The 19,177-nt window shown below is 65.9% G+C and carries 17 protein-coding genes and 1 pseudogene; 7 read left to right on the top strand and 11 right to left on the bottom strand.

Annotation, left to right across the window (positions count from 1 at the left end):
- Nucleotides 1–56 precede the first annotated feature (56 nt).
- Nucleotides 57–341 (bottom strand): DUF4404 family protein, encoded by a 285-nt coding sequence (locus PX653_RS22560; protein WP_277414932.1) that lies wholly within the window; start codon nucleotides 339–341, stop codon nucleotides 57–59.
- Between the two features lie 74 nt (nucleotides 342–415).
- Nucleotides 416–1,066 carry a CCXG family PEP-CTERM protein gene (locus PX653_RS22555; RefSeq protein WP_277418642.1) on the bottom strand — a complete coding sequence of 217 codons (651 nt, stop codon included), beginning with the start codon at nucleotides 1,064–1,066 and terminating at the stop codon, nucleotides 416–418.
- 322 nt (nucleotides 1,067–1,388) lie between these two features.
- Between PX653_RS22555 and PX653_RS22550 the strand changes: the two genes are divergently transcribed.
- On the top strand, nucleotides 1,389–1,529 hold the full coding sequence (locus PX653_RS22550) for a hypothetical protein (RefSeq protein ID WP_277414931.1): 141 nt from the start codon (nucleotides 1,389–1,391) through the stop codon (nucleotides 1,527–1,529).
- On the opposite strand, the gene PX653_RS22545 is transcribed toward PX653_RS22550, so the two are convergent.
- Nucleotides 1,504–1,959, bottom strand: a complete 456-nt coding sequence (locus PX653_RS22545) for a helix-turn-helix domain-containing protein (RefSeq protein WP_277414930.1) — start codon at nucleotides 1,957–1,959, stop codon at nucleotides 1,504–1,506. The two genes, PX653_RS22550 and PX653_RS22545, sit on opposite strands and share 26 nt — an antisense overlap.
- A 63-nt stretch (nucleotides 1,960–2,022) precedes the next feature.
- Here PX653_RS22545 and PX653_RS22540 point away from each other — a divergent pair, with 63 nt between their 5' ends.
- Together PX653_RS22540 and PX653_RS22535 are read left to right on the top strand one after the other, a co-directional pair.
- On the top strand, nucleotides 2,023–2,859 hold the full coding sequence (locus PX653_RS22540) for a class I SAM-dependent methyltransferase (RefSeq protein ID WP_307730812.1): 837 nt from the start codon (nucleotides 2,023–2,025) through the stop codon (nucleotides 2,857–2,859).
- A gap of 50 nt (nucleotides 2,860–2,909) precedes the next feature.
- A complete protein-coding gene (locus PX653_RS22535) occupies nucleotides 2,910–4,601 on the top strand; it encodes an alkaline phosphatase D family protein (RefSeq protein ID WP_277414928.1) in 1,692 nt (563 codons plus the stop codon).
- An 86-nt stretch (nucleotides 4,602–4,687) separates the two neighbouring features.
- Here PX653_RS22535 and PX653_RS22530 read toward each other — a convergent pair whose 3' ends face one another.
- Both PX653_RS22530 and PX653_RS22525 read right to left on the bottom strand, forming a co-directional pair.
- Complete coding sequence (locus tag PX653_RS22530) at nucleotides 4,688–6,817, bottom strand: M3 family metallopeptidase (RefSeq protein ID WP_277414927.1); 2,130 nt, start codon at nucleotides 6,815–6,817, stop codon at nucleotides 4,688–4,690.
- Between the two features lie 9 nt (nucleotides 6,818–6,826).
- Nucleotides 6,827–8,929: a M3 family metallopeptidase gene (locus tag PX653_RS22525; protein ID WP_277414926.1), complete on the bottom strand. Its 2,103-nt coding sequence runs from the start codon at nucleotides 8,927–8,929 to the stop codon at nucleotides 6,827–6,829.
- A 182-nt stretch (nucleotides 8,930–9,111) separates the two neighbouring features.
- Here PX653_RS22525 and PX653_RS22520 point away from each other — a divergent pair, with 182 nt between their 5' ends.
- Entirely contained in the window at nucleotides 9,112–10,401 is a 1,290-nt protein-coding gene (locus tag PX653_RS22520) for an FAD-dependent oxidoreductase (RefSeq protein ID WP_277414925.1), read from the top strand.
- Nucleotides 10,402–10,671: 270 nt separating this feature from the next.
- Nucleotides 10,672–10,992 carry a hypothetical protein gene (locus PX653_RS22515; RefSeq protein ID WP_277414924.1) on the top strand — a complete coding sequence of 107 codons (321 nt, stop codon included), beginning with the start codon at nucleotides 10,672–10,674 and terminating at the stop codon, nucleotides 10,990–10,992.
- A gap of 55 nt (nucleotides 10,993–11,047) precedes the next feature.
- Here the strand turns inward: PX653_RS22515 and PX653_RS22510 are convergent, their stop codons facing one another.
- Together PX653_RS22510 and PX653_RS22505 are read right to left on the bottom strand one after the other, a co-directional pair.
- Nucleotides 11,048–11,902, bottom strand: a complete 855-nt coding sequence (locus PX653_RS22510) for a type 1 glutamine amidotransferase domain-containing protein (protein WP_277414923.1) — start codon at nucleotides 11,900–11,902, stop codon at nucleotides 11,048–11,050.
- Between the two features lie 175 nt (nucleotides 11,903–12,077).
- Nucleotides 12,078–12,539: a host attachment protein gene (locus PX653_RS22505; protein WP_277414922.1), complete on the bottom strand. Its 462-nt coding sequence runs from the start codon at nucleotides 12,537–12,539 to the stop codon at nucleotides 12,078–12,080.
- Between the two features lie 335 nt (nucleotides 12,540–12,874).
- On the opposite strand from PX653_RS22505, the gene PX653_RS22500 reads away from it, so the two are divergent.
- Nucleotides 12,875–13,420: a PEP-CTERM sorting domain-containing protein gene (locus tag PX653_RS22500; RefSeq protein ID WP_277414921.1), complete on the top strand. Its 546-nt coding sequence runs from the start codon at nucleotides 12,875–12,877 to the stop codon at nucleotides 13,418–13,420.
- A 49-nt stretch (nucleotides 13,421–13,469) separates the two neighbouring features.
- Here the strand turns inward: PX653_RS22500 and PX653_RS22495 are convergent, their stop codons facing one another.
- Nucleotides 13,470–13,676 (bottom strand): SlyX family protein, encoded by a 207-nt coding sequence (locus PX653_RS22495; protein ID WP_277414920.1) that lies wholly within the window; start codon nucleotides 13,674–13,676, stop codon nucleotides 13,470–13,472.
- A pseudogene (locus PX653_RS22490) lies at nucleotides 13,673–15,744 on the bottom strand (UvrD-helicase domain-containing protein). The gene PX653_RS22495 and the pseudogene PX653_RS22490 overlap by 4 nt, the downstream one beginning before the upstream one ends.
- Nucleotides 15,745–15,863: 119 nt before the next feature.
- Between PX653_RS22490 and PX653_RS22485 the strand changes: the two are divergent.
- Nucleotides 15,864–16,346, top strand: a complete 483-nt coding sequence (locus PX653_RS22485) for an SRPBCC family protein (RefSeq protein ID WP_277414919.1) — start codon at nucleotides 15,864–15,866, stop codon at nucleotides 16,344–16,346.
- Nucleotides 16,347–16,368: 22 nt separating this feature from the next.
- Here the strand turns inward: PX653_RS22485 and PX653_RS22480 are convergent, their stop codons facing one another.
- Both PX653_RS22480 and PX653_RS22475 read right to left on the bottom strand, forming a co-directional pair.
- Entirely contained in the window at nucleotides 16,369–17,478 is a 1,110-nt protein-coding gene (locus PX653_RS22480; protein ID WP_277414918.1) for an HD-GYP domain-containing protein, read from the bottom strand.
- A 137-nt stretch (nucleotides 17,479–17,615) separates the two neighbouring features.
- Nucleotides 17,616–19,061: a dihydrolipoyl dehydrogenase gene (locus PX653_RS22475; protein ID WP_277414917.1), complete on the bottom strand. Its 1,446-nt coding sequence runs from the start codon at nucleotides 19,059–19,061 to the stop codon at nucleotides 17,616–17,618.
- Nucleotides 19,062–19,177 lie beyond the last annotated feature (116 nt).

Raw genomic sequence — 19,177 nt, 5'->3', positions numbered from 1 at the left:
GGCATTGCGTCCCTCCACAGGGACAGGCCCTGGCGGCGCCTGGGTTCATCCCCCGCTCAGATTCCCATATTCCCCAGGATACGGGTCAGTTCGCGCAAGGTTGGCTCCAGCGCCGGATGGTTGGCGGCAAATTTTGCCGAGATTTCCTGCGTGCGCTCCGTCAGGCCGTACAAGGTCGTGCCGGATTCGTCGACGCTGCCGTCGGCCGCACGCTGTTCCAGCAGCTGGTGGATGTCGCCATCGAGCTGGCGCAGCAGGTCCTGCAGCTCTTCATCGACGGGCCCGGCCTGCGACAGCGCCCCGTGCAGGTTACGCAACGATTCTTTCAGGTGATTGTCCATTGTGTCCCCCTGTAGTGTAGCCATACGGACTTATACACCGAATCGCGCCCGGCCGGCCACCCAGCTCGAGGAAGTCAGGTCGGCAAGCTCTGGCGCCGCCGCCGGCGCGCGCCAGCAAGCACACCCGCTCCAGCTGCCATGAGCGCCAGCGCGGAAGGTTCCGGCACGCTCGACACGGGCTGCAGGCCGTCGACGTTGCTGAACGTGACATAGGGGCCGGCGCCTACACTGAACTGGGCCGAAAAGTTGCCGTCGCAGCAGCGGTCCAGGCCGTACAGGTGCAACGTATGCCGCCCTTCCGTCAGCGTCGCGCTGCCGCTCAGCACTCCGGGTCCCGCCCACGAACCGCCCCACCACAAGTCATCGCGGCTGTAGTCCAGCACGGTACCGTCCAGCATCATCGCGCCCCCGTCGCCGAAGTCGACACCGGCACGGAAACGCCATTGCCCGGCGAGCGCCGCCGTCACGTCGAATTCGACAGTAAAGTGGTAAGCGAGGTCTCTCTCGCTGCCAAACCGGTCGTGGTTATTGACATTGCTGAAGGCAGCCAGTTCCGTGGTGCCGTAGCCGCCCAGCGGAATCATCAGCGCGGCCTCGACAGCGTCGCGGTAGGCATTGGCATCGTCCAGTGGCCCCACCACCGCGAACCCGGTGGCCATCGTCGTACGGCTTGCCTCGGCAGGCCCGGCAACGCTCAGTGCGCACAGTGCGCACAGCGCAACCATGGGAGCCAAGCGAAATTTGCGTGAAGTCATCATGCGCTCTCGGTCGGGTTGATGAATATTCAACATAGCAGTTCGCCGAACCCGATTCAACCTCGCGCAGCGTCGCGGCACGGGGACGTTTCGTGCGAACCACACCGCGTTATGCGGCGCCTGCACCGCGGTTATCACGCTACGCTATATCTTTCCATGTAGAAATATCAACACGGCGCACAGTTATCATCGCTGCGTATCGTCGACATTGAAACTCATAATTGGATTTATATCTGTGACGGCCGTATTCTGTCTCTATCGAAACAATCAACGTACACAGAGAGGAAATGCCATGAACACCACGACTTTCAATACCGCCACCCGCCCTGCCGCCGCCCCGCGCTCGTGGATCAGGATTCTCGCCGCCGACCTGCGCAACGCGCTGGAAACGCTGGGCAAGCCTTTCGTCAACGGCCAGTACCCCTTCTACTGATCGGACGCCGCCGTAACGGCGGCACCGTTTCGTCCAGCGCGCCCTGGGCCGCCGCCTGCAGGATGCGGCGGAACGTGGGGCATTCCAGGTGACTGGGCGCACGGCATGCGGCTGCGTGGCGCAAGCCGTCGCGCATGGCGCTCAGCTGGCGGATCGTCCGGTCCAGGTCGTCCGCCTTGCGCCGCAGCAGCGCACGGTCGATCGCCAGCGCGCCATCGGGCGTCAACATCGCGCCGATCTCGTCCAGCCCGAAGCCGGACGCCTTTCCCAACGCGATGAGCGCCAGCCGCTCCAGCACGCTTTCGGCAAACAGCCGGCGCAGCCCCTGCCGCCCGCTTGAGGCAATCAATCCCTTCTCCTCGTAGAACCGCAGCGTGGAAGCCGGCACGCCGGACCGTCGCGCCACTTCGGCAATATCCAGTACTGTCATGCTTGACCTCAAGTCGACTTGAAGTGTCACGATACCATCTGCTTCCATCCAAGGAGAATGCAGATGAGCCAAACCAATCCGCAAGCGGCGTTCTGGAACAGCGACGCCGGCCATGCCTGGGTCGAGAACCAGGCGATCCTCGATCATATGTTCGCACCGTTCGAAACCCTGCTGGCCGCCAGCGTGCACGCCGGCGAGCACGTGCTCGACGTGGGCTGCGGCACGGGCGCCACGACCCTCGCCGCCGCCCGCCAGGCTGGGCCGGACGGGCGCTGCACCGGCGTCGACATCTCGGCGCCGATGATCGCCACCGCGCGCATCCGGGCCGCGCAAGCGGGCCTGGGCGCCAGCTTCGTCTGCGCCGACGCCCAGCATTACCCGTTCGACGGCGGGGCGTTCGACGCGATCGTGTCGCGCTTCGGCATCATGTTCTTTGCCGATCCCGTTGCGGCGTTTGCCAACCTGCGTACGGCAACCCGTCCTGGCGGGCGCTTGCACCTGTACGCGTGGCGCGGCGCGGACGAGAATCCGTTCATGACGGCCGCCGAGCGTGCCGCGGCGCCGCTGGTCGAGGTGCCGCCGCGGCTGCCCGGCCAGCCGGGCCAGTTCGCGTTTGCCGATGCCGGCCGCGTGCACGCCATCCTGCGGGCGGCCGGCTGGGAAGGTGGCGCCATCGATCCGGTCGACGTAGCCTGCGAATTCCCTGCGGCGGGACTGGACGGCTACATCGGTCGCATGGGATTGCTGGGTCGCGTGCTGCCCACGCTGGAAGCGCCACGCCGGCGTGAGGTGATCGACCACGCACGCCGTGCGTTCGAGCCGTTCGTGCGCGGCGAAACCGTGCATTACACGGCCGCCTGCTGGCGCATCGCGGCGCGGGCCGATGTCATCAGAAGGTAACAGGCGGCCATTATGATGCGGCGTCTTTCACTCCAGTCAACGGCCCATCAATGACCCAATCGAATTCGCGTCGCAAGTTCATCCGCAATTTCTCGCTCGGCACCGTGGCGGTGTCGGCGCTGCCGCTGGCCGCCTGTGGCGGCGACGGCGGCCCCAACACCAACGTCCAGGTCAGCTACGCGCACGGCGTGGCCAGCGGCGACCCGCTGGCCGACCGCGTCATCCTGTGGACGCGCATCACGAGCAGCAGCAAGGACGACGTCGAGGTGGGCTGGAGCATCGCGGAGGACAGCGCGTTCACGAAGGTCGTCGCTTCCGGCGTCGTCACGACAGGTGCCGCCAAGGACTACACCGTGAAGGTCGACGCCACCGGCCTGGCATCGAACCGCAACTACTACTACCGCTTCCGCGCCCATGAGGTGGACTCGCCGGTCGGCCGCACCAAGACCCTGCCGACGGGCAGCGTCACACAGGCCCGCTTCGCCGTCTTCAGCTGCTCGAACTACCCGGCCGGCTACTTCAACGTGTATGCCGAAGCGGCCAAGCTGGACGACGTGGACGTGGCGCTGCACCTGGGCGACTACATCTACGAGTACGCCGCCTCGGGCTACGCCTCGAGCGACGCGGCGGCGATGGGCCGCACGTCGCAACCGGCCAACGAGATCGTCACCCTGTCGGACTATCGCCGCCGCTACCAGCAATACCGCAGCGACGCCGACCTGCAGGCCGTGCACGCGCGCCTGCCGTTCATCACAGTGTGGGACGACCACGAGCTGACCAACGACACGTGGCGCGATGGCGCGGAGAACCACGACCCCGCGACGGAAGGCCTGTTCCTGGCCCGCAAGCAGATGGCGATCCAGGCCTATCACGAATGGATGCCGACGCGCGTGGCCGATGCATCGAAGCCGGACCGCATCTATCGCTCGTTCGACTTCGGCAACCTGCTGTCGCTGCACATGCTGGACACGCGCGTGATCGGCCGCGACAAGCAGCTGGCCTATGCCGGCTACGTCAACGCGGACAAGTCCTTCAACACGGCCGGCTTCACGGCCGACGTGGCCAATCCGCAGCGCCAGCTGATGGGCGCCGAACAGGTGACGTGGCTGCAGGGCCAGATGAGCAAGTCGACGGCCACGTGGCAGATGCTGGGCCAGCAGGTGCTGATGGCGCGCATGAACCTGCCCGCGCCGATGGTGCTGGCAGGCGGCTACACGACCTACCTGGCGCTGGCGGTCAAGGCCCGCAACAACCCGGGCTCGCTGACGCCGGCCGAACAGGCGCAGCTGAACGGCCCGACGGTGCCGTACAACCTGGACGCGTGGGATGGCTACCAGGCCGCCCGCGAGGCGGTGCTGAACATGGCGAAGTCGATGAACAAGAACCTGCTGGTGCTGGCTGGCGACACCCACAACGCGTGGGCCAGCGACCTGGCGGACGTCAACGGCAATGCCGTCGGCGTGGAGTTCGGCGTGCCGTCCGTCTCGTCGCCCGGCTTCGAGAGCTACTTCCCGACCGTCGATCCGGCGCTCGTGGCGGCCGGCATGGAACAGCTGATCGGACCGTTGGTGTACGCGGAAACCGCATCGCGCGGTTTCACGGTGGTGACGGTCACGCCGACCGAGACGCGGGCCGAGTACCGCTACGTCAGCACGATCAAGTCGAAGACCTATACCGCGACGACGGGCAAGGTGCTGCGCACGTTGCCAGGGGCGGCGAATCGCAAGCTGATCGCCGGGTAAACCAGACCCGAAGGTACCAGGCACCTATCCCGGGGGTCGGGAGACCCCGGGATAGGGCCTGGCACCGTGGGTTGTGCTGGTAACGCTTACTTCTCCGTCAGGCCGCGGCGTTCCAGCAGCGGCTCGATGCGCGCATCGCGGCCGCGGAACTCGCGGAACATCTGCATCGCATCCACCGATCCGCCGCGCGAGAGCAGCTTGGTGCGGAACCAGTCGCCGTTCTTGCGGGTCAGGCCACCGTTGTCCTTGAACCATTCGACCGTGTCGGCATCGAGCTTCTCGGCCCACAGGTAGCCGTAGTAGCCGGACGAATACCCGCCCGAGAACACGTGCGAGAAGTACGTCGTGCGGTAGCGCGGCGGCACCGGCGCGAAGTCGACGCCGGCGTCCTTCAGCGATTGCGCCTCGAAGGCCAGCACGTCCGTCGGGATCTGGCTGCTGCCCAGCTGGTGCCATTTCTGGTCCAGGATCGCCGCAGCCAGGTATTCCGTCGTGCGGAAGCCTTCGTTGAACTTCGACGAGGCAATCACTTTGTCCAGCAGCTCCTGCGGCATCGGCGCACCCGTCTGGTAGTGCTTGGCGTAGTTGTTCAGCACTTCCGGCCAGGCCAGCCACATCTCGTTGACCTGCGACGGGAATTCGACGAAGTCGCGCGGCACGCGGGTGCCCGAGAAGCGCGGGTACTTCACGTTCGAGAACATGCCGTGCAGCGCATGGCCGAATTCATGGAACGCCGTGCGCACCTCGTCGTACGTCAGGAGCGTCGGCTCGCCGGCTGGCGGCTTGGGGACATTGAGGTGGTTGGCCACGACCGGGTGCGTGTCGAGCAGCTTGTTCTGGTTGACGTAGCCGTTCATCCACGCGCCGCCACGCTTGTTGCTGCGTGCGTAGAAGTCGCCCAGGAAGATCGCCAGCTGCTTGCCGTCCGCGTCGAACACGTCCCACACGCGCACGTCCGGGTTATACACCGGCAGGTCCTTGCGCTCCTTGAACGTCAGGCCGTAGACCTTGTTCGCGGCGAAGAACACGCCGTTTTCCAGCACGCTGTTCAGTTCGAAGTACGGGCGCAGCTGGTTCTGGTCGAACGCATAGCGCTCCTTGCGCACCTTGTCGGCGTAGTAGGCCCAGTCGTGCGCGGCCAGCTGGAAGGCGCCCTTGTCAGCGTCGATGACCTTCTGGATGTCGGCCGCTTCACGGCGGGCGTTGTTGACGGCCGGCTTGGCGAACTCGCCCAGCAGCTTGTTGACCGCTTCCGTGTCGTGTGCCGTCTGGTCTTCCAGCATGTAGGCCGCATGGCTGCTGTAGCCCAGCAGGGCGGCACGGTCGGCGCGCAGCTTGGCCAGTTGCAGCACCAGCTCACGGTTGTCGAATTCGCCGCCGCGGCTGCCGCGTGCCATCGACGCCGCCAGCAGGCGCTCGCGGGTGGCGCGGTTGGTCAGCACGGCCAGCGGGGCCTGGGTCGTCGTGTTGACGACCGGGATGGCGAACTTGCCTTCCAGGCCGCGCGCCTTGGCCTCGTCGGCCGCCTTGGCGATGGCGGCATCGGACATGCCGGCCAGCTCCTCGCGCGTATCGACGATGAGCGCCGACGCATTGGCTTCCTTCAGCACGTTCTGCGCGAACGTCGTCTGCAGTTCCGCCAGCTTGGCGTTGTAGCCTTTCAGTTTTTCCTTGTCGGCAGCCGACAGTTTTGCGCCCGCGCGCACGAAATCGGTGTGGTAACGCTCCAGCAGGTACTTGTCTTCGCTGGACAGGCCCAGCTTCTCGCGCTTGTCGTACAGCGTCTTGATGCGCTGGTACAGCTTGGCGTTCAGGCGGATGGCATCGCCGTGGGCGGACAGCTTCGGCGCCAGTTCGCGATCGAGCTTCTGCATCGCGTCGCTGGTGTTGGCACCGGTCAGGTTGAAGAACACCGTCGATACGCGGTTGAGCAAACGGCCGGTGCGCTCCATCGCCACGATCGTGTTGTCGAACGTGGGCGCTTTCTTGCTGTTGGCGATCGCTTCGATCTCGGCGGCCTGCTCGCCCATGCCGGCGTCGAAGGCGGGACCGTAGTCCTCGACGCGGATCTTGTCGAAGACAGGGTATTGGAACGGCAAGGTGCTCGGTTTGGCGAACGGGTTCGACGCCGGCAGGCCGGCGGCAGCCGTGGCGGCATGCGCGAAGCCGGCAAACGCCAGGCTGGCGGCGAGGATCAGGAGTTGTGGACGTTTCATGGGTTTCCTTTATTGGGCAGTCAGGCCGCGGCGCTGCAGCAGCGGTTCAATGGCGGCATCGCGGCCGCGGAAGTTGCGGAACAGTTCCATCGCGTCGGCCGTACCGCCGCGCGACAGCAGGGTCTTGCGGAACCAGTCGCCGTTCTTGCGCTGCAGGCCGCCGTTCTCGTTGAACCAGACCACCGTGTCGGCGTCGAGCTTTTCCGACCACAGGTAGGCGTAGTAGGCGGCCGAGTAGCCGCCGCCGAAGCTGTGCGAGAAGTACGTGGTGCGGTAGCGCGGCGGCACCGGCGCGTAGTCGACGCCGGCGCCTTTCAGTGCGTCAGCCTCGAATTTGAGCACGTCCGCCGGAACCTGCGCGGCGGTCAGCTGGTGCCATTTCTGGTCCAGCAGCGAGGCGGCCAGGTATTCCGTCGTCATGTAGCCCATGTTGAACTTGCGCGACGCGGCCACCTTGTCCAGCAGCTCCCGTGGCATCGGCGCGCCGGTCTGGTAGTGCTTCGCGTAGTTCGCCAGCACCTCCGGCCACACGGCCCACATCTCGTTGACCTGGGACGGGTACTCGACGAAGTCCTGCGGCACGTCGGTGCCGGAGAAGCGCGGGTACTTCACGTTGGAGAACATGCCGTGCAGGGCGTGGCCGAATTCGTGGAACGCGGTCTTGACCTCGTCGAACGTCAGCAAGGTGGGCTCGCCGGCCGGTGGCTTCGGGATGTTCAGGTTGTTGGTGACGACGCTTTGCGTACCCAGCAGCGCCGACTGCGAGACGAACTCGTTCATCCACGCGCCGCCCTGCTTGGACGGGCGGGCATACATGTCGGCCAGGAAGATCGACAGCTGCTTGCCGTCCGCGTCGAACACGTCGAACACCCGCACGTCCGGGTGGTACACGGGCAGGTCGCGGCGCTCCTTGAACGTGATGCCATACAGTTTCGTCGCCGCGTAGAACACGCCGTTCAGCAGCACGTTGTCCAGCTCGAAGTAGGGCTTGAGCTGCTTCTCGTCGAACGCGAAGCGCTGCGCGCGCACCTTGTCCGTATAAAAATCCCAATCCGCCGCCGTGACGGTGCCGCCGGCGAGGCGCTCCAGGTCGGCCCCTTCGCGCCGGGCATTCGCCACCGCCGGCTGCGCCAGCTCGCCCAGCAGCTTGTTGACGTTGGCGGTGGTCTTGGCCGTCTCGTCTTCCAGCGCATAGGCGGCGTAGTTCGGGTAGCCCAGCAACGCCGCCTGCTGCGCGCGCGCCAGGGCGATCTGGCGCACCGTTTCGCGGTTGTCGAATTCGCCGCCGCGGCTGCCGCGCGCCAGCGATGCCTGCAGCAGGCGGGCGCGCGCCTTCGCATCGGTCAGCTCGGCCAGCAGCGGCTGGCCCGTCGTATTGGTCAGGGCGATGACGTACTTGCCGTCCAGGCCGCGCGTCTTGGCGGCCGCGGCGGCCGTGTCGATGGCCGACGGCGGCAAGCCGGCCAGCTCCTCCCGGCTGTCCAGGACCAGGGCGGCGGCGTTCTGCTCCTTCAGCACGTTCTGGTTGAACGTCGTCTCCAGCGTGGCGAGGCGGCCGTTCAGTGCCTTCAGCTTGGCCTTGTCCTGGGACGACAGCTTCGCGCCGGCGCGCACGAAGTCCTTGTAGTAGCGCTCCAGCAGGTGCTTCGATTCCGCGTCCAGCGCCAGCTTGTCGCGCTGGGCGTACAGCGCGGCGACGCGCTTGAACAATTGCGGGTTCATGTTCACCGTGTCGCGGTGCGCGGCCAGTTTCGGCGACATCTCGCGCTCGATCGCGTCGAGCCGCTCGTTGGTATTGGCGGCCTGCAGGTTGGTGAAGGTCGCCTGCACCCGGTGCAGCGTACGGCCGCTGCGTTCCATCGCCACGATCGTGTTGTCGAAGGTGGCGGCCCGCCCATTGGTGGCGATGGCCGCGATCTCCTGCAGGTGCTCCGCCATCGCGGCCTGGTAGGCCGGCAGGAAGTGCTCGTCGCGGATCTGGTCGAACGGTGGGTACTGCAGCGGCAGGGAACTGGGCTGGAGCAGCGGGTTGGCCGCCGGCGCGGCATGGGACAACGGGGAGATTGCCAGCGCCAGGCTGGCGGCAAGGACGAACAGGCGAGGAGAGGACATAGCGTCTTTCGGTTAAGTGGCCAGCGTGCGCCAAAGGCCCGGCTGCCGCTGCATCCCTCATGAGGTCGCGCCGCGCACCGGGTCCACAAAAGCATGCCGTCTCTGCGGACGGCATGAACCCGCGATGATAGCAGGCCGGTTTCACGGCGTCAGCAGCAGGCCTGCGTGCTACCATCGGCCCCATGCCAGCCCCCTTTCGCAACTCCCATGACGCCATCGTCGTCGGCAGCGGCCCCGGTGGCGCCAGCGTGGCCCGCACGCTGGCGCGCCAGGGCGCGCGCGTCCTGATCCTCGAGCAAGGCAGCGCCGCGCCGATCGCCGGTACGCTGGGGCAGATGGCCGGCATGGCGGCCGTGCCGGGCAAGGGCGCGTTCCTGCAGCGCGACGCCTCGCTGCTGGTGCGCGGCATCACGGCGGGCGGCAGCTCGACGATCAACTTCGCCACCGCCGCGCCACCGCCGGCCGCCCTGTTCGCACGCTACGGCATCGACCTGGCGCCGTATGCGGACGTGCTGCGTGCACAACTGCCGATGGCGCCGCTGCCGGACGACCTGGTGGGCCCGATGGCGGCCCGCATCGCGGCCGGCGCACGGGCCATCGGCCTGGACTGGCAAAAGCTGACGAAGATGATCCGGCCTCAAGCCTGCCGCACCGGTTGCTGGCGCTGCATGTATGGTTGCCCGTTCGGCGCCAAGTGGACGGCACGCGACCTGGTCGACGAGGCATGCCGGCACGGTGCGCAGTTGGTGGCCGGAGCCGACGTACGCCGCGTCGTCATCGAGGACGGCCGTGCGGTCGGCGTGAAGGTACGTATCGATGGCGCGATGCACACGGCCAGCGCGCCGCTGGTGGTGCTGGCGGCGGGCGGCATCGGCAGCCCGCGCCTGCTGCACCGATCAGGCCTGGCGCCGGCGCGGGTGCCGTTCTTCAGCGATCCCGTCATCGCGGTGATGGGCAGCGTGGACGATCTCGACGGCGGCGCCGAAGTGCCGATGGCCGCCGGGCTGACCTTGCCGGACGAAGGCATCGCCCTGGCCGACCTGACGCTGCCGCGGCCGATGTACCAGGCCTTCGCGCTGCAGGTGGGACGCATCGACCGCCTGGCTGCGCACGCGCGCACGCTGTCCATCATGGTCAAGATCCGCGACGACATCGGCGGCGCCGTCGGCCCGCGCTGGGTCGGCAAGCCGCTGACAGTCGCCGACCGCGACAAGCTGCGCGACGGCGTGGCGACCGCCCGCCGCATCCTGGCCGCGGCCGGCGCCCGCCACGTCTTCCAGAGCTGGCATTTCGCCGCCCACCCGGGCGGCACGGTGCGCATCGGTGCCGGGGTCGATGCCGACCTGCACACGGCCACGCCCGGGCTGTACGTGTGCGACGCCTCCGTGATTCCCGAGCCGTGGGGCCTGCCGCCCACGTTCACCCTGCTGTGCCTGGGTGAACGGCTGGCCCGGCACCTGTCCAAACGCTGACGAGTTCGTGTCCACCTTGGGGTTACACCCCGACATGACACAGGCTCGGCCGTTCCCGCGCGCGGCGGCCGCCGCTGGCAATTGCCAACAACGCTGCTAAGCTGGACCTGCGGCAACGCTCACCCAGCACGGCCGCATTTCGCCATCCAGCCACGGAGAAGACCATGTTCGCGCGCATTGGTAGTGCCCTCGTCCTGACTATCGCCTGTTGCGGCGGCGCGAGCGCCACCGACTGGCAGTTCCGCTACCAGGGATTCCTCGACGGCGAGCGTGGAACATTCCTGGCCGATGCGGTCGTCGACGGCACGTTTTCCGGCAATGACCGGGACACTGGCCTTCGATGCGACGGAGTCGTACTTCGACGTGATCCGCCACTTCAATCATTTCATCGCGAACGATCGCGTGGTATCGGCGCATTACGATCCCTCCGGCAATGAATACCGGCGCACGCTGTACTGGACCGTCGACACGACCTTCAGGATCGTCCCACCGCCGGTGCCGGAGCCACCCATGGCCGCCCTGGCGATCGCTGGCCTGCTCGTGCTTGCACGGCGGCACCGGTGCTCCCCGCTGCGGCGGTCCCCGCGTTGACATGGCCGAGCCTGTGTCCATGTCGGGGTGTGACCCCATGGTGGACACGGGCTCGTCAGTTGGTGGCGTCGGTCAGGCGCAGCAGCAGCAGCCTGCCCACTTCGCCGGCCGACGCCGGGTTCTGGCCCGTGATCAGCTCGCGGTCCTGCACGACGTAGGGCGTCCACGGTTGCGCATTGCTGCGGTAGTCGGCGCCCGCCTTCTGCAAGCCGGTCTGCGGCAGCAGCTTCATCGCGCCGCCGTCCAGCAACGCCTTGGCCTGCTCTTCCTCCGCATTGCTGATGACGGTCATCCGGTAGCCCGCATAGAGCCACTTCGGCCGCGCCGCCGGCTGGCCCGCTTCCAGGCGGGCGACAAAGGCGGGGTCCAGCGTGGACAGCAGCGCGGCCGGGCCGTGGCAGACCAGGGCCGTCGTCCTGCCGCGTGCATGGAAATCGGCCAGCAGGCGGCCCAGTTGGGGGCTGCGGATCAAGTCCTGCATCGGGGCGTGGCCACCCGGCACGTAGACGGCGTCATAGCGCCCGTAGCCCTGCTGCTCGACCCGGGCCAGGCTGACGACGGGCGAGCGCTCGGCGGACGTCAGCGCCAGCTGTTCCAGCAGCGCCCGGTAGGCGGCCAGCGCGGCCGTGTCGCCACCGAAGTACTGGGCGTCCAGCGACGACTTGTCGACGGCGGGTGCGCGGCCCAGTGGCGTGGCGAACGTGACCTGGTGGCCGGCATCCAGCAGCATCTTGACGGGAACGAGCAGTTCGTTAAGGTAAAAGCCGGTGTCGTAGCGCTTGCCGTCCTTCAGGTCGAGGTGATCTGCGTCCGACAGCACGACCAGTACCTGGGCGGCGGAAGCAGGCACGGCAACGGACAGGGTCAGCAGGGCTGCGGCAATGGTGCCGCGGAGGTGGTTGGCTTGCATGGGAGGCTCCTTGTGGAAAGGGCCTCACTGTATTCTTGTCGGGCGCGGCTAAAAAGCGCTCGAACGGAACATCATTTATTCCCGAAAGAGTAAAAACACCGGGGACACGCACCTGTCCCAGGACCTTGACGGCCCTGATACAGGTGCGTGTCCCCTAGGGTTGCGTTCGTCCAGCTCAAGTCTGGTGCTGCTTCAGCTGCGCCAGCAGGTCATGCGGCGAGACATGCGTGTAGTCCTTGTTCAGTTCCTGGCTGATGGCATTCGTGACCTGCTTGTCCAGCAGTTTGCGCAATTGGCCCAGCGTTTCCGGTCCGGCCGCAAGGATCAGGTTCTGGTAGCGGTTCTGCGTGTAGCCCTGCAGCAGGTAGTCCGCCAGGCTGCGCACGAACAGCTCGGCCTGGTGCTCCAGCGGCGTCTGGTTCGGTTCATAGCCGCTGGGCTGGGTTGCCGCGCCCACGCTCTTGATGCTTTTCGACGCGGCCAGCTGGCCCATCTGGTCAGTCTCGATGTCGGAGACGCGACCGCGCTGGGTCGGGTTGACCATGTCCTCCACTTCCAGCAAGGCGCTGTTCTGGTCCTTCTGCGCGAAAATACGGGCGCGGCCATTGTTGGCCGTAACGATCCAAGTAGTTTGCATCATTCCTCCTGCGATTGAAAAGCCAGGCTAAAGGATGCCTCAAGCGGGGACGCAGTGACTGCTCGTTTCGACCAGGAAATTCATGGGGCCGCGGGTCATCCGATACCGGGCGATCTGCCGCGGCTGCACGGCTGAATGTTTTTCCGCCCCTGCGGCGCCAGCCTGTCGAACTAGCAGCCCCTCGCTGTCTCCGCGCCAGCACGGTTCGTGGCCTGGAAAAGCCGGGCCCATTGCGCTATCCTGAAATGTCAATCTGATAAGACTGACTGCGTTCTTGCAAGCCAGTGGCCAGTTGCCGTTGGCCCGCCTATGTCTCGACAACCAGGGAGATACCGATGAGAAAATTGTTGCTTCTACCCAGCTTGATGCTTGTCTTCGGGGCCGCCCACGCGGGCACGTGGACCTTCACCTACCAGGGTTTCGAACGTGAAGGCACATTCGATCCCGACTTCAAATTGTCGGGAAGCTTCAGTGGAGATGACCTCGATGCCGACAACGTGATCGAGCTGAACGAGCTGGCGAGCCTGGTGCTGGACGGCCGGGTCTATGTTGGGACAAGCGACGGCAGCGGCATCGCATACACCGCCGATTCGTTCAATTACGCGTTGACCGGCAGGCTGCAATTTTCCACGCGATATTTATACCGCGACGAAGCGATACGCATATGGGGCGCCACCGTCTCGGGCGACCGGATCGAGCGCGCCTCGTACCATCTCTTCACCGGGGAGGGGTACTCTCATACGGCGCATTGGACGGACCAGACCACCTTCACGATCTCGCCACCGCCGGTGCCGGAGCCGGCGTCGTTCGCAATGTTGGGCGCGGGCGCCCTGCTGCTCGGCGCGCGGCAATTGCGGCAGCGCCGTCCGTGCAGGTCCTGACACGGGCAATCGGCCGACCATCCGCCATTGCGCACGCGCCGGTAACCGATCAGTAATGCGGCGGACGCTCGTTGATGGGCGCCTGTGCCGCATCGCGCGTGCGGATGCGCTCGGCCATGGCGGCGATCAGGTTTTCCAGCTTGTCGATCTGCTGCTGTTGCTCGTAGATGCGTTCGTTGAGGGACTCGACCAGGTGTTCCTGGTGGGCCAGCTTGATTTCGATGTCGATAAGGCGGTTGTCGATCGCGTCGGTCACGTGATTTCCTTCGGTTTTGGGGTGGCCAGCAGTTCCTTCATACGCGCCAGGCGCTCGCGCGGACTGATGACTTCGGTTTCTTTTGGCGGCGCATCACCCACGTCCAGTTGCATCTCCGCGATAAAACGCGACACGTCGCAATGCACGTGTTCGCCGCCGCGCTTTCTCTTCTTGCACCACGTCAGCTGCAATGTTCGCTTGGCGCGGGTGATCCCCACGTACATCAGGCGACGCTCTTCCTCGATGCGCTGGGCCAGTGTCTCGACGGGCGCGTCCGGATCGCCCTTGTGCGGCAGGATGCCCTCTTCCACGCCGACCAGGAACACATGCGGGTACTCCAGGCCCTTCGACGCGTGCAGAGTGGACATGCGGATCGCGTCCGGATCCTCGTCCTTGCCCTCCAGCATGGACATCAACGCCACCATCTGCGTCAACTCCAATACGTTTTTCTCTTCACCCTCGCGGTCCTTGCCGCCGCGGCCCCGGTCCTTCAGCCACGACACGAAATCCAGCACGTTCTGCCAGCGGCTCTGTGCGGCGCGCTCTTCCAGCGTGTCGTACAGGTAGTGCTCGTAGTGGATGGCTTCCATCAGGTCGTCCAGCACCTGCGCCGCGTTGTCGCCGCTGCCGGCCGGGCCGGGCCGGCTGGCACGCGCTTCCAGGTCGTTGATGAAGTTGCAGAAGTCGCGCAGCGGACCCAGTTGCCGGTCGGTCAGCTTGGCTTCGATGCCGCCCTTGAAGACGGCCTCGAACAGCGAGCACTGCCACTGGCCCGAGAATGCGCCCAGCACTTCCAGCGTGGACTGGCCGATGCCCCGGCGCGGCGTCGTCACGGCGCGGATGAAGGCGGGATCGTCATCCTGGTTCGCCAGGAGGCGCAGGTAGGCGATGATGTCCTTGATCTCGGCCTTGTCGAAGAAGCTCTGGCCCCCGAAATCGTGTACGGGATGCGCTGGTTGCGCAGCGCCTGCTCGATCACGCGGGCCTGGTGGTTGCCCCGGTACAGGATGGCGTAATCGGACCACTTGTTCTTGCGCTCGAAATGGTCGGCCGAGATCATGATGGCGACCTGGTCGGCCTCCTGCTCGTCGTTGGGCATCGCATGCACCTTGATGGGCTCGCCCAGGCCGTGCTCGGACCACAGCGCCTTCTCGAACAGCTTCGGGTTGTTCGAAATGACGGCGTTGGCCGCCTGCAGGATGCGCGTGGTGGAGCGGTAGTTCTGCTCCAGCTTGATCAGCTTCAGGTCGGGGAAATCGACCTGCAGGTTGGCCAGGTTCTCCACCGAGGCGCCGCGCCACGCGTAAATCGCCTGGTCGTCGTCCCCCACGGCCGTAAACATCGGCTTCTTGCCCAGCCCCGTCACCATCAGCTTCAGCAGCTCGTACTGGCAGGTATTGGTGTCCTGGTACTCGTCCACCAGCAGGTAGCGCAGGCGGCGCTGCCACTTGTCGCGCACCGTCTCGTTGTCGCGGAACAGTTCCACGGGCAAGCGGATCAGGTCGTCGAAATCCACCGCCTGGTAGGACGACAAGGTGGCCACGTAGCTGCCGTAGATGCGGGCCGATTGCGCCTCGTCCTCGTCCTTGGCGTTGCGCAGCGCCAGCTCGGGCGTGATGAGGCCGTTCTTCCACAGCGAGATGTCGTTCTGGATGCGGCGGATCAGCTGCTTGTCCGTCGTGATCGCCAGGTCCTGCACCAGCGAGTAGCAGTCGTCGCTGTCCATGATGGAGAAGCGGTCCTTCAGGCCCAGGTGGTTGGCTTCCTGGCGCAGGATCTTCACTCCCAGGGAATGGAACGTGGACACCGTCAGCTGCTTGGCCTGGCGCGGCTGTTTCAGCAGCTTGGCAACCCGTTCCTGCATCTCCAGCGCCGCCTTGTTGGTGAACGTCAGGGCGGCGATCGTGCGCGGATCGTAGCCGCGGTCCTCGATCATGTAGGTGATCTTCTGCGTGATGACGCGGGTCTTGCCCGAACCGGCGCCGGCCAGCACGAGGGCGGGACCGTCGAGGTACAGCACGGCTTCGCTTTGCGGCCCGTTCAGGCCGAATTGTGGTGCATTGGACATGATTGCAGGAGGGATGAGGAAACTCAGCCGGCCATTGTACCGCCTCGGCCATTGATATTTGCGACACGGGAGGAATATAGTGATGTCAACCCCATCTCCTTCGCCTACGGCACGAGCTTATGAAATTCGAGCACCTGATTGAAATCAACGATCCGCTGAACCCGCTGATCGATTCCCTCACCCATGAACAGCTGTGGCGCGGCCTCGTGCTGCGCGCCGAGTCCCCCAAGCTGTTCGTGCCGCACCTGGACGAGTGCCGCATCCTGGAACGCACCGACAAAGGTTTCAAACGCACGCAGCGCTACGGCGAACTGGTGATCGAGGACATGGTCGTGCTGGAATACCCCGACCGCATCCGCTACGAGGTGGCACCGCAGGGCGACATCAGCAAGTCGAGCCTGACGATGACGATCGAATCGCACGGCACCGAGCGGCTGTACGTGCGCTTCGAGTACGAGGACGCGCATAACGCGCTGGAAGACGAAGCGAACAAGATGTACGACGAATTCCGCCGTTCCGCCTACCAGGAATCGGACATCGACACGATCCGCGTGCTGCGCAGCCTGGCCGAGGCGGGCCGGCTGGATGCGACGTTGAATTGACGTTGAGCTGACGCCGGGATGATTACGGCAACGCCGCCCGCCCCCACACCTGGTCCATGCGGAACGTGGCATCGACCTGCTCGGCGCTGAGCACGTCGCGGATGGCGGACAGGTCGGCGCGCGTGTCGCGCTGCAGGAACACGTCCAGCTTGGCGCCGCGTGGGCCGATGAACGACTGGACATATGGCGTTGTCGAGTTCAGCCCCTTGCGCACGACCACGCCCACTTCGCCGTTCAGCAGGCGCACGAAGGTGCCGATCGGGTAGATGCCCAGCTCGCGGATCAGCACCGCGCCCAGTTGCGCGTCCAGCGCATTGCGCGCTTCCAGCAGGATGTCGCGCAGCGCCGCATTGGGCAGCATCGGCTTGCGGTAGGCACGCGTCGACACGCGCGCGCAGTAACGATCGGCCAGCGCGATCAGCTTGGCCGGACACGGGATCGCGTCGCCGGCCATGCCATGCGAGTAGCCGGAGCCGTCCTCGTTTTCATGGTGCGACAGCACGCACGCCAGCCACACTTCGTCTTGCACGCCGGCCTGGCGCAGCAGCGCGGCGCCACGCTCGGGGTGCGCGCGCACCAGCGCCCGCTCCGCATCGCTCAACGGCCCACGCTCGTCCTGCAACTGCAGCATGCCCACGTTCATCGTCAGCGCGGCCAGCAGCATCGACTGCTGCTCGGCCGGTTCGCGCTTGATGGCGCGGGCAATGATCAATGCGACCACCGCCGTGTCGATGCAATGGCGCACCGTGTACGACGCTTGCTGGTTGTGCAGGATGCAGGCCGCGGCCACTTCGGCATGGATGTCGACCGCTTGCGTGACGAGGGCCGCGACCTGTTCCAGCTCGGGCTGGATGGCACCGCCGCCGGCGGCAATGCGCTGCAGCAGCGGCTCCAGCTCCGTCAGCGCGTGGTTCAGCAGCCGCACCACGGACGGTGGCTCCGCAATGGCCATGACCGGGTCGCGGTAGTGCGGATCGTCGATGAAGCCGCGCGCGACCAGCGCGTCGAGCTGGCTGTCCGACGTCGGGACGTAGCCCTTGCGTACCAGCAGCGCGCCGTTGTCGCCGCAGACGTCCCAGGGCAGCAGGTCGCCCAGGCGTACGTCACCGTAGGTCAAGCGTCGGATGGTCATGGTGTGCCCTCATAGTACTCACAAGAATGTAGAGACGCAGCGCGCCCTGATCTTGCTAAGGGTCAAGAGTCTATAACAAAAAACAATATACGGCTGTGTCCTGTGTCGCCACCGTTGTTTTTAGTGCACGACGACGACTACGTGCCGGGGGTACAGTCGGGACATGGCTGCGGCGCTTCCGGCGGCGGATGCCGCAGCCGCTCCGCCAGGTCGCGCAAGGCCGTACGCACGCCTTCCTCGACGACGGGGTGATAGAACGGCATGTCCAGCATGGCCGCGACCGTCAGCTGCGCCTGTACGGCCCACGCCAGCAGGTGACCGATGTGCTCGGCACGGGGGCCGATCATTTCCGCTCCCAAGAAGCGGCCGCTGCCGTATTCGCCGTAGACGCGCAGCATGCCCCGGTTCTGCAACATCACACGGCTGCGGCCCTGGTTGACGAACGACACCATGCCGACGGCAAAGCGGCCGTCATGGCTGCGGCACAGGGTATCGTAGCCGGCGCCCAATGTCGCGATCTGCGGCTCGGTGAAGGCGATGGCCAGCGGCGTGCGGCGCAATCCCGGCGTCACCAGCGGGAACGTGCCGGCGTTGTGGCCGGCAATCCTGCCCTGGTCGGCCGCTTCGGGCAGCAACGGCAGTTCGTCGTTGACGTCGCCGGCGATAAAGATGGGGCTGGTGCCGCACTGCATCGTGTGCTTGTCGTACAAGGGAATGCCGCGCCGGTCCAGCTCGATGCCGGCCAGGTCCAGCCGCAACGCGTGGACGTTCGGGGTACGGCCGATGGCGGCCAGCACGTAATCGTACCGTTCGGTGCGTTCGTTACCCTCGCTGTCGCGCGTGACCAGCGCCAGCTGCTGGCCGTCCGCCTTGACGGACACGACCTGGGTACCGAAACGGATGTCCAGTTCTTCCTGCAGCACGGTGGCCGCGTTGGCCAGCACGTCCGGATCGGCCAGTTGCGCGATGCTCGTGCCGCGGCCATACAGCGCCACGCGTACGCCCAGCCGGTGCAATGCCTGGCCCAGTTCCAGTCCGATGACACCCGTACCGATCACGGCCACGGAAGACGGCAGGTCGGTCCAGTCGAACACGGCATCGCTGTGGATGACGCGCGGCCCCGCGGCGGCCCAGTCTTCCGGCACGATGGGTTTGGACCCCGTCGCGATGACGATGCGCTCGGCATGCACCGTCGTATGGTCGTCCACCTGCAAGGTGTCCGGCCCCGTAAAGCGGGCGTAGCCGCGGATCTTGTCGGCGGCGGGCAGTTCCTCGACATTCTCGATTACGAAGCCGACGAAGCGGTCGCGCTCGCGCCGCACCCGTTCCATGACGGCGGCGCCGTCGATCCGCACGGTGCCCGGGTGGATACCGAAGCCGGGCGCCACCTGCAGCGCGTGGGCCGCCTCGGCGGCTGAGATCAACAGCTTGCTGGGCATGCAGCCAACCCGGGCGCACGTGGTGCCGTACGGGCCCCCTTCAATCAGTACCGCATGCTTGCCGGCGGCGCGCGCAGCGCGATAGGCCGACAGGCCGGCACTGCCCGCGCCGATGATGGCCACGTCGCAACGAATTTCCTTCATTTTGCCTCCAGACATTTAGTGCCGATAGTACACCGTTTGCCTGGCAAGGCGCCTCAGCCATGAGGCCATGCCCCTGGCAATATTAGCCTTGCTTATAATTTTCTTTGACTATAAGC

The organism is Pseudoduganella chitinolytica (assembly GCF_029028125.1).
In the GTDB taxonomy this organism is placed as follows: domain Bacteria; phylum Pseudomonadota; class Gammaproteobacteria; order Burkholderiales; family Burkholderiaceae_D; genus Rugamonas; species Rugamonas chitinolytica.
The sequence above is the reverse complement of the archived record's forward strand: the minus strand, read 5'-3'. Positions and strand labels throughout refer to the sequence as shown.

Coding starts and splice junctions, on each gene's coding strand:
- PX653_RS22560 (WP_277414932.1), bottom strand. CDS start 341: ATGGACAATCACCTGAAAGAATCGTTGCGTAACCTGCACGGGGCGCTG.
- PX653_RS22555 (WP_277418642.1), bottom strand. CDS start 1,066: ATGGTTGCGCTGTGCGCACTGTGCGCACTGAGCGTTGCCGGGCCTGCC.
- PX653_RS22550 (WP_277414931.1), top strand. CDS start 1,389: ATGAACACCACGACTTTCAATACCGCCACCCGCCCTGCCGCCGCCCCG.
- PX653_RS22545 (WP_277414930.1), bottom strand. CDS start 1,959: ATGACAGTACTGGATATTGCCGAAGTGGCGCGACGGTCCGGCGTGCCG.
- PX653_RS22540 (WP_307730812.1), top strand. CDS start 2,023: ATGAGCCAAACCAATCCGCAAGCGGCGTTCTGGAACAGCGACGCCGGC.
- PX653_RS22535 (WP_277414928.1), top strand. CDS start 2,910: ATGACCCAATCGAATTCGCGTCGCAAGTTCATCCGCAATTTCTCGCTC.
- PX653_RS22530 (WP_277414927.1), bottom strand. CDS start 6,817: ATGAAACGTCCACAACTCCTGATCCTCGCCGCCAGCCTGGCGTTTGCC.
- PX653_RS22525 (WP_277414926.1), bottom strand. CDS start 8,929: ATGTCCTCTCCTCGCCTGTTCGTCCTTGCCGCCAGCCTGGCGCTGGCA.
- PX653_RS22520 (WP_277414925.1), top strand. CDS start 9,112: ATGCCAGCCCCCTTTCGCAACTCCCATGACGCCATCGTCGTCGGCAGC.
- PX653_RS22510 (WP_277414923.1), bottom strand. CDS start 11,902: ATGCAAGCCAACCACCTCCGCGGCACCATTGCCGCAGCCCTGCTGACC.
- PX653_RS22505 (WP_277414922.1), bottom strand. CDS start 12,539: ATGCAAACTACTTGGATCGTTACGGCCAACAATGGCCGCGCCCGTATT.
- PX653_RS22500 (WP_277414921.1), top strand. CDS start 12,875: ATGAGAAAATTGTTGCTTCTACCCAGCTTGATGCTTGTCTTCGGGGCC.
- PX653_RS22485 (WP_277414919.1), top strand. CDS start 15,864: ATGAAATTCGAGCACCTGATTGAAATCAACGATCCGCTGAACCCGCTG.
- PX653_RS22480 (WP_277414918.1), bottom strand. CDS start 17,478: ATGACCATCCGACGCTTGACCTACGGTGACGTACGCCTGGGCGACCTG.
- PX653_RS22475 (WP_277414917.1), bottom strand. CDS start 19,061: ATGAAGGAAATTCGTTGCGACGTGGCCATCATCGGCGCGGGCAGTGCC.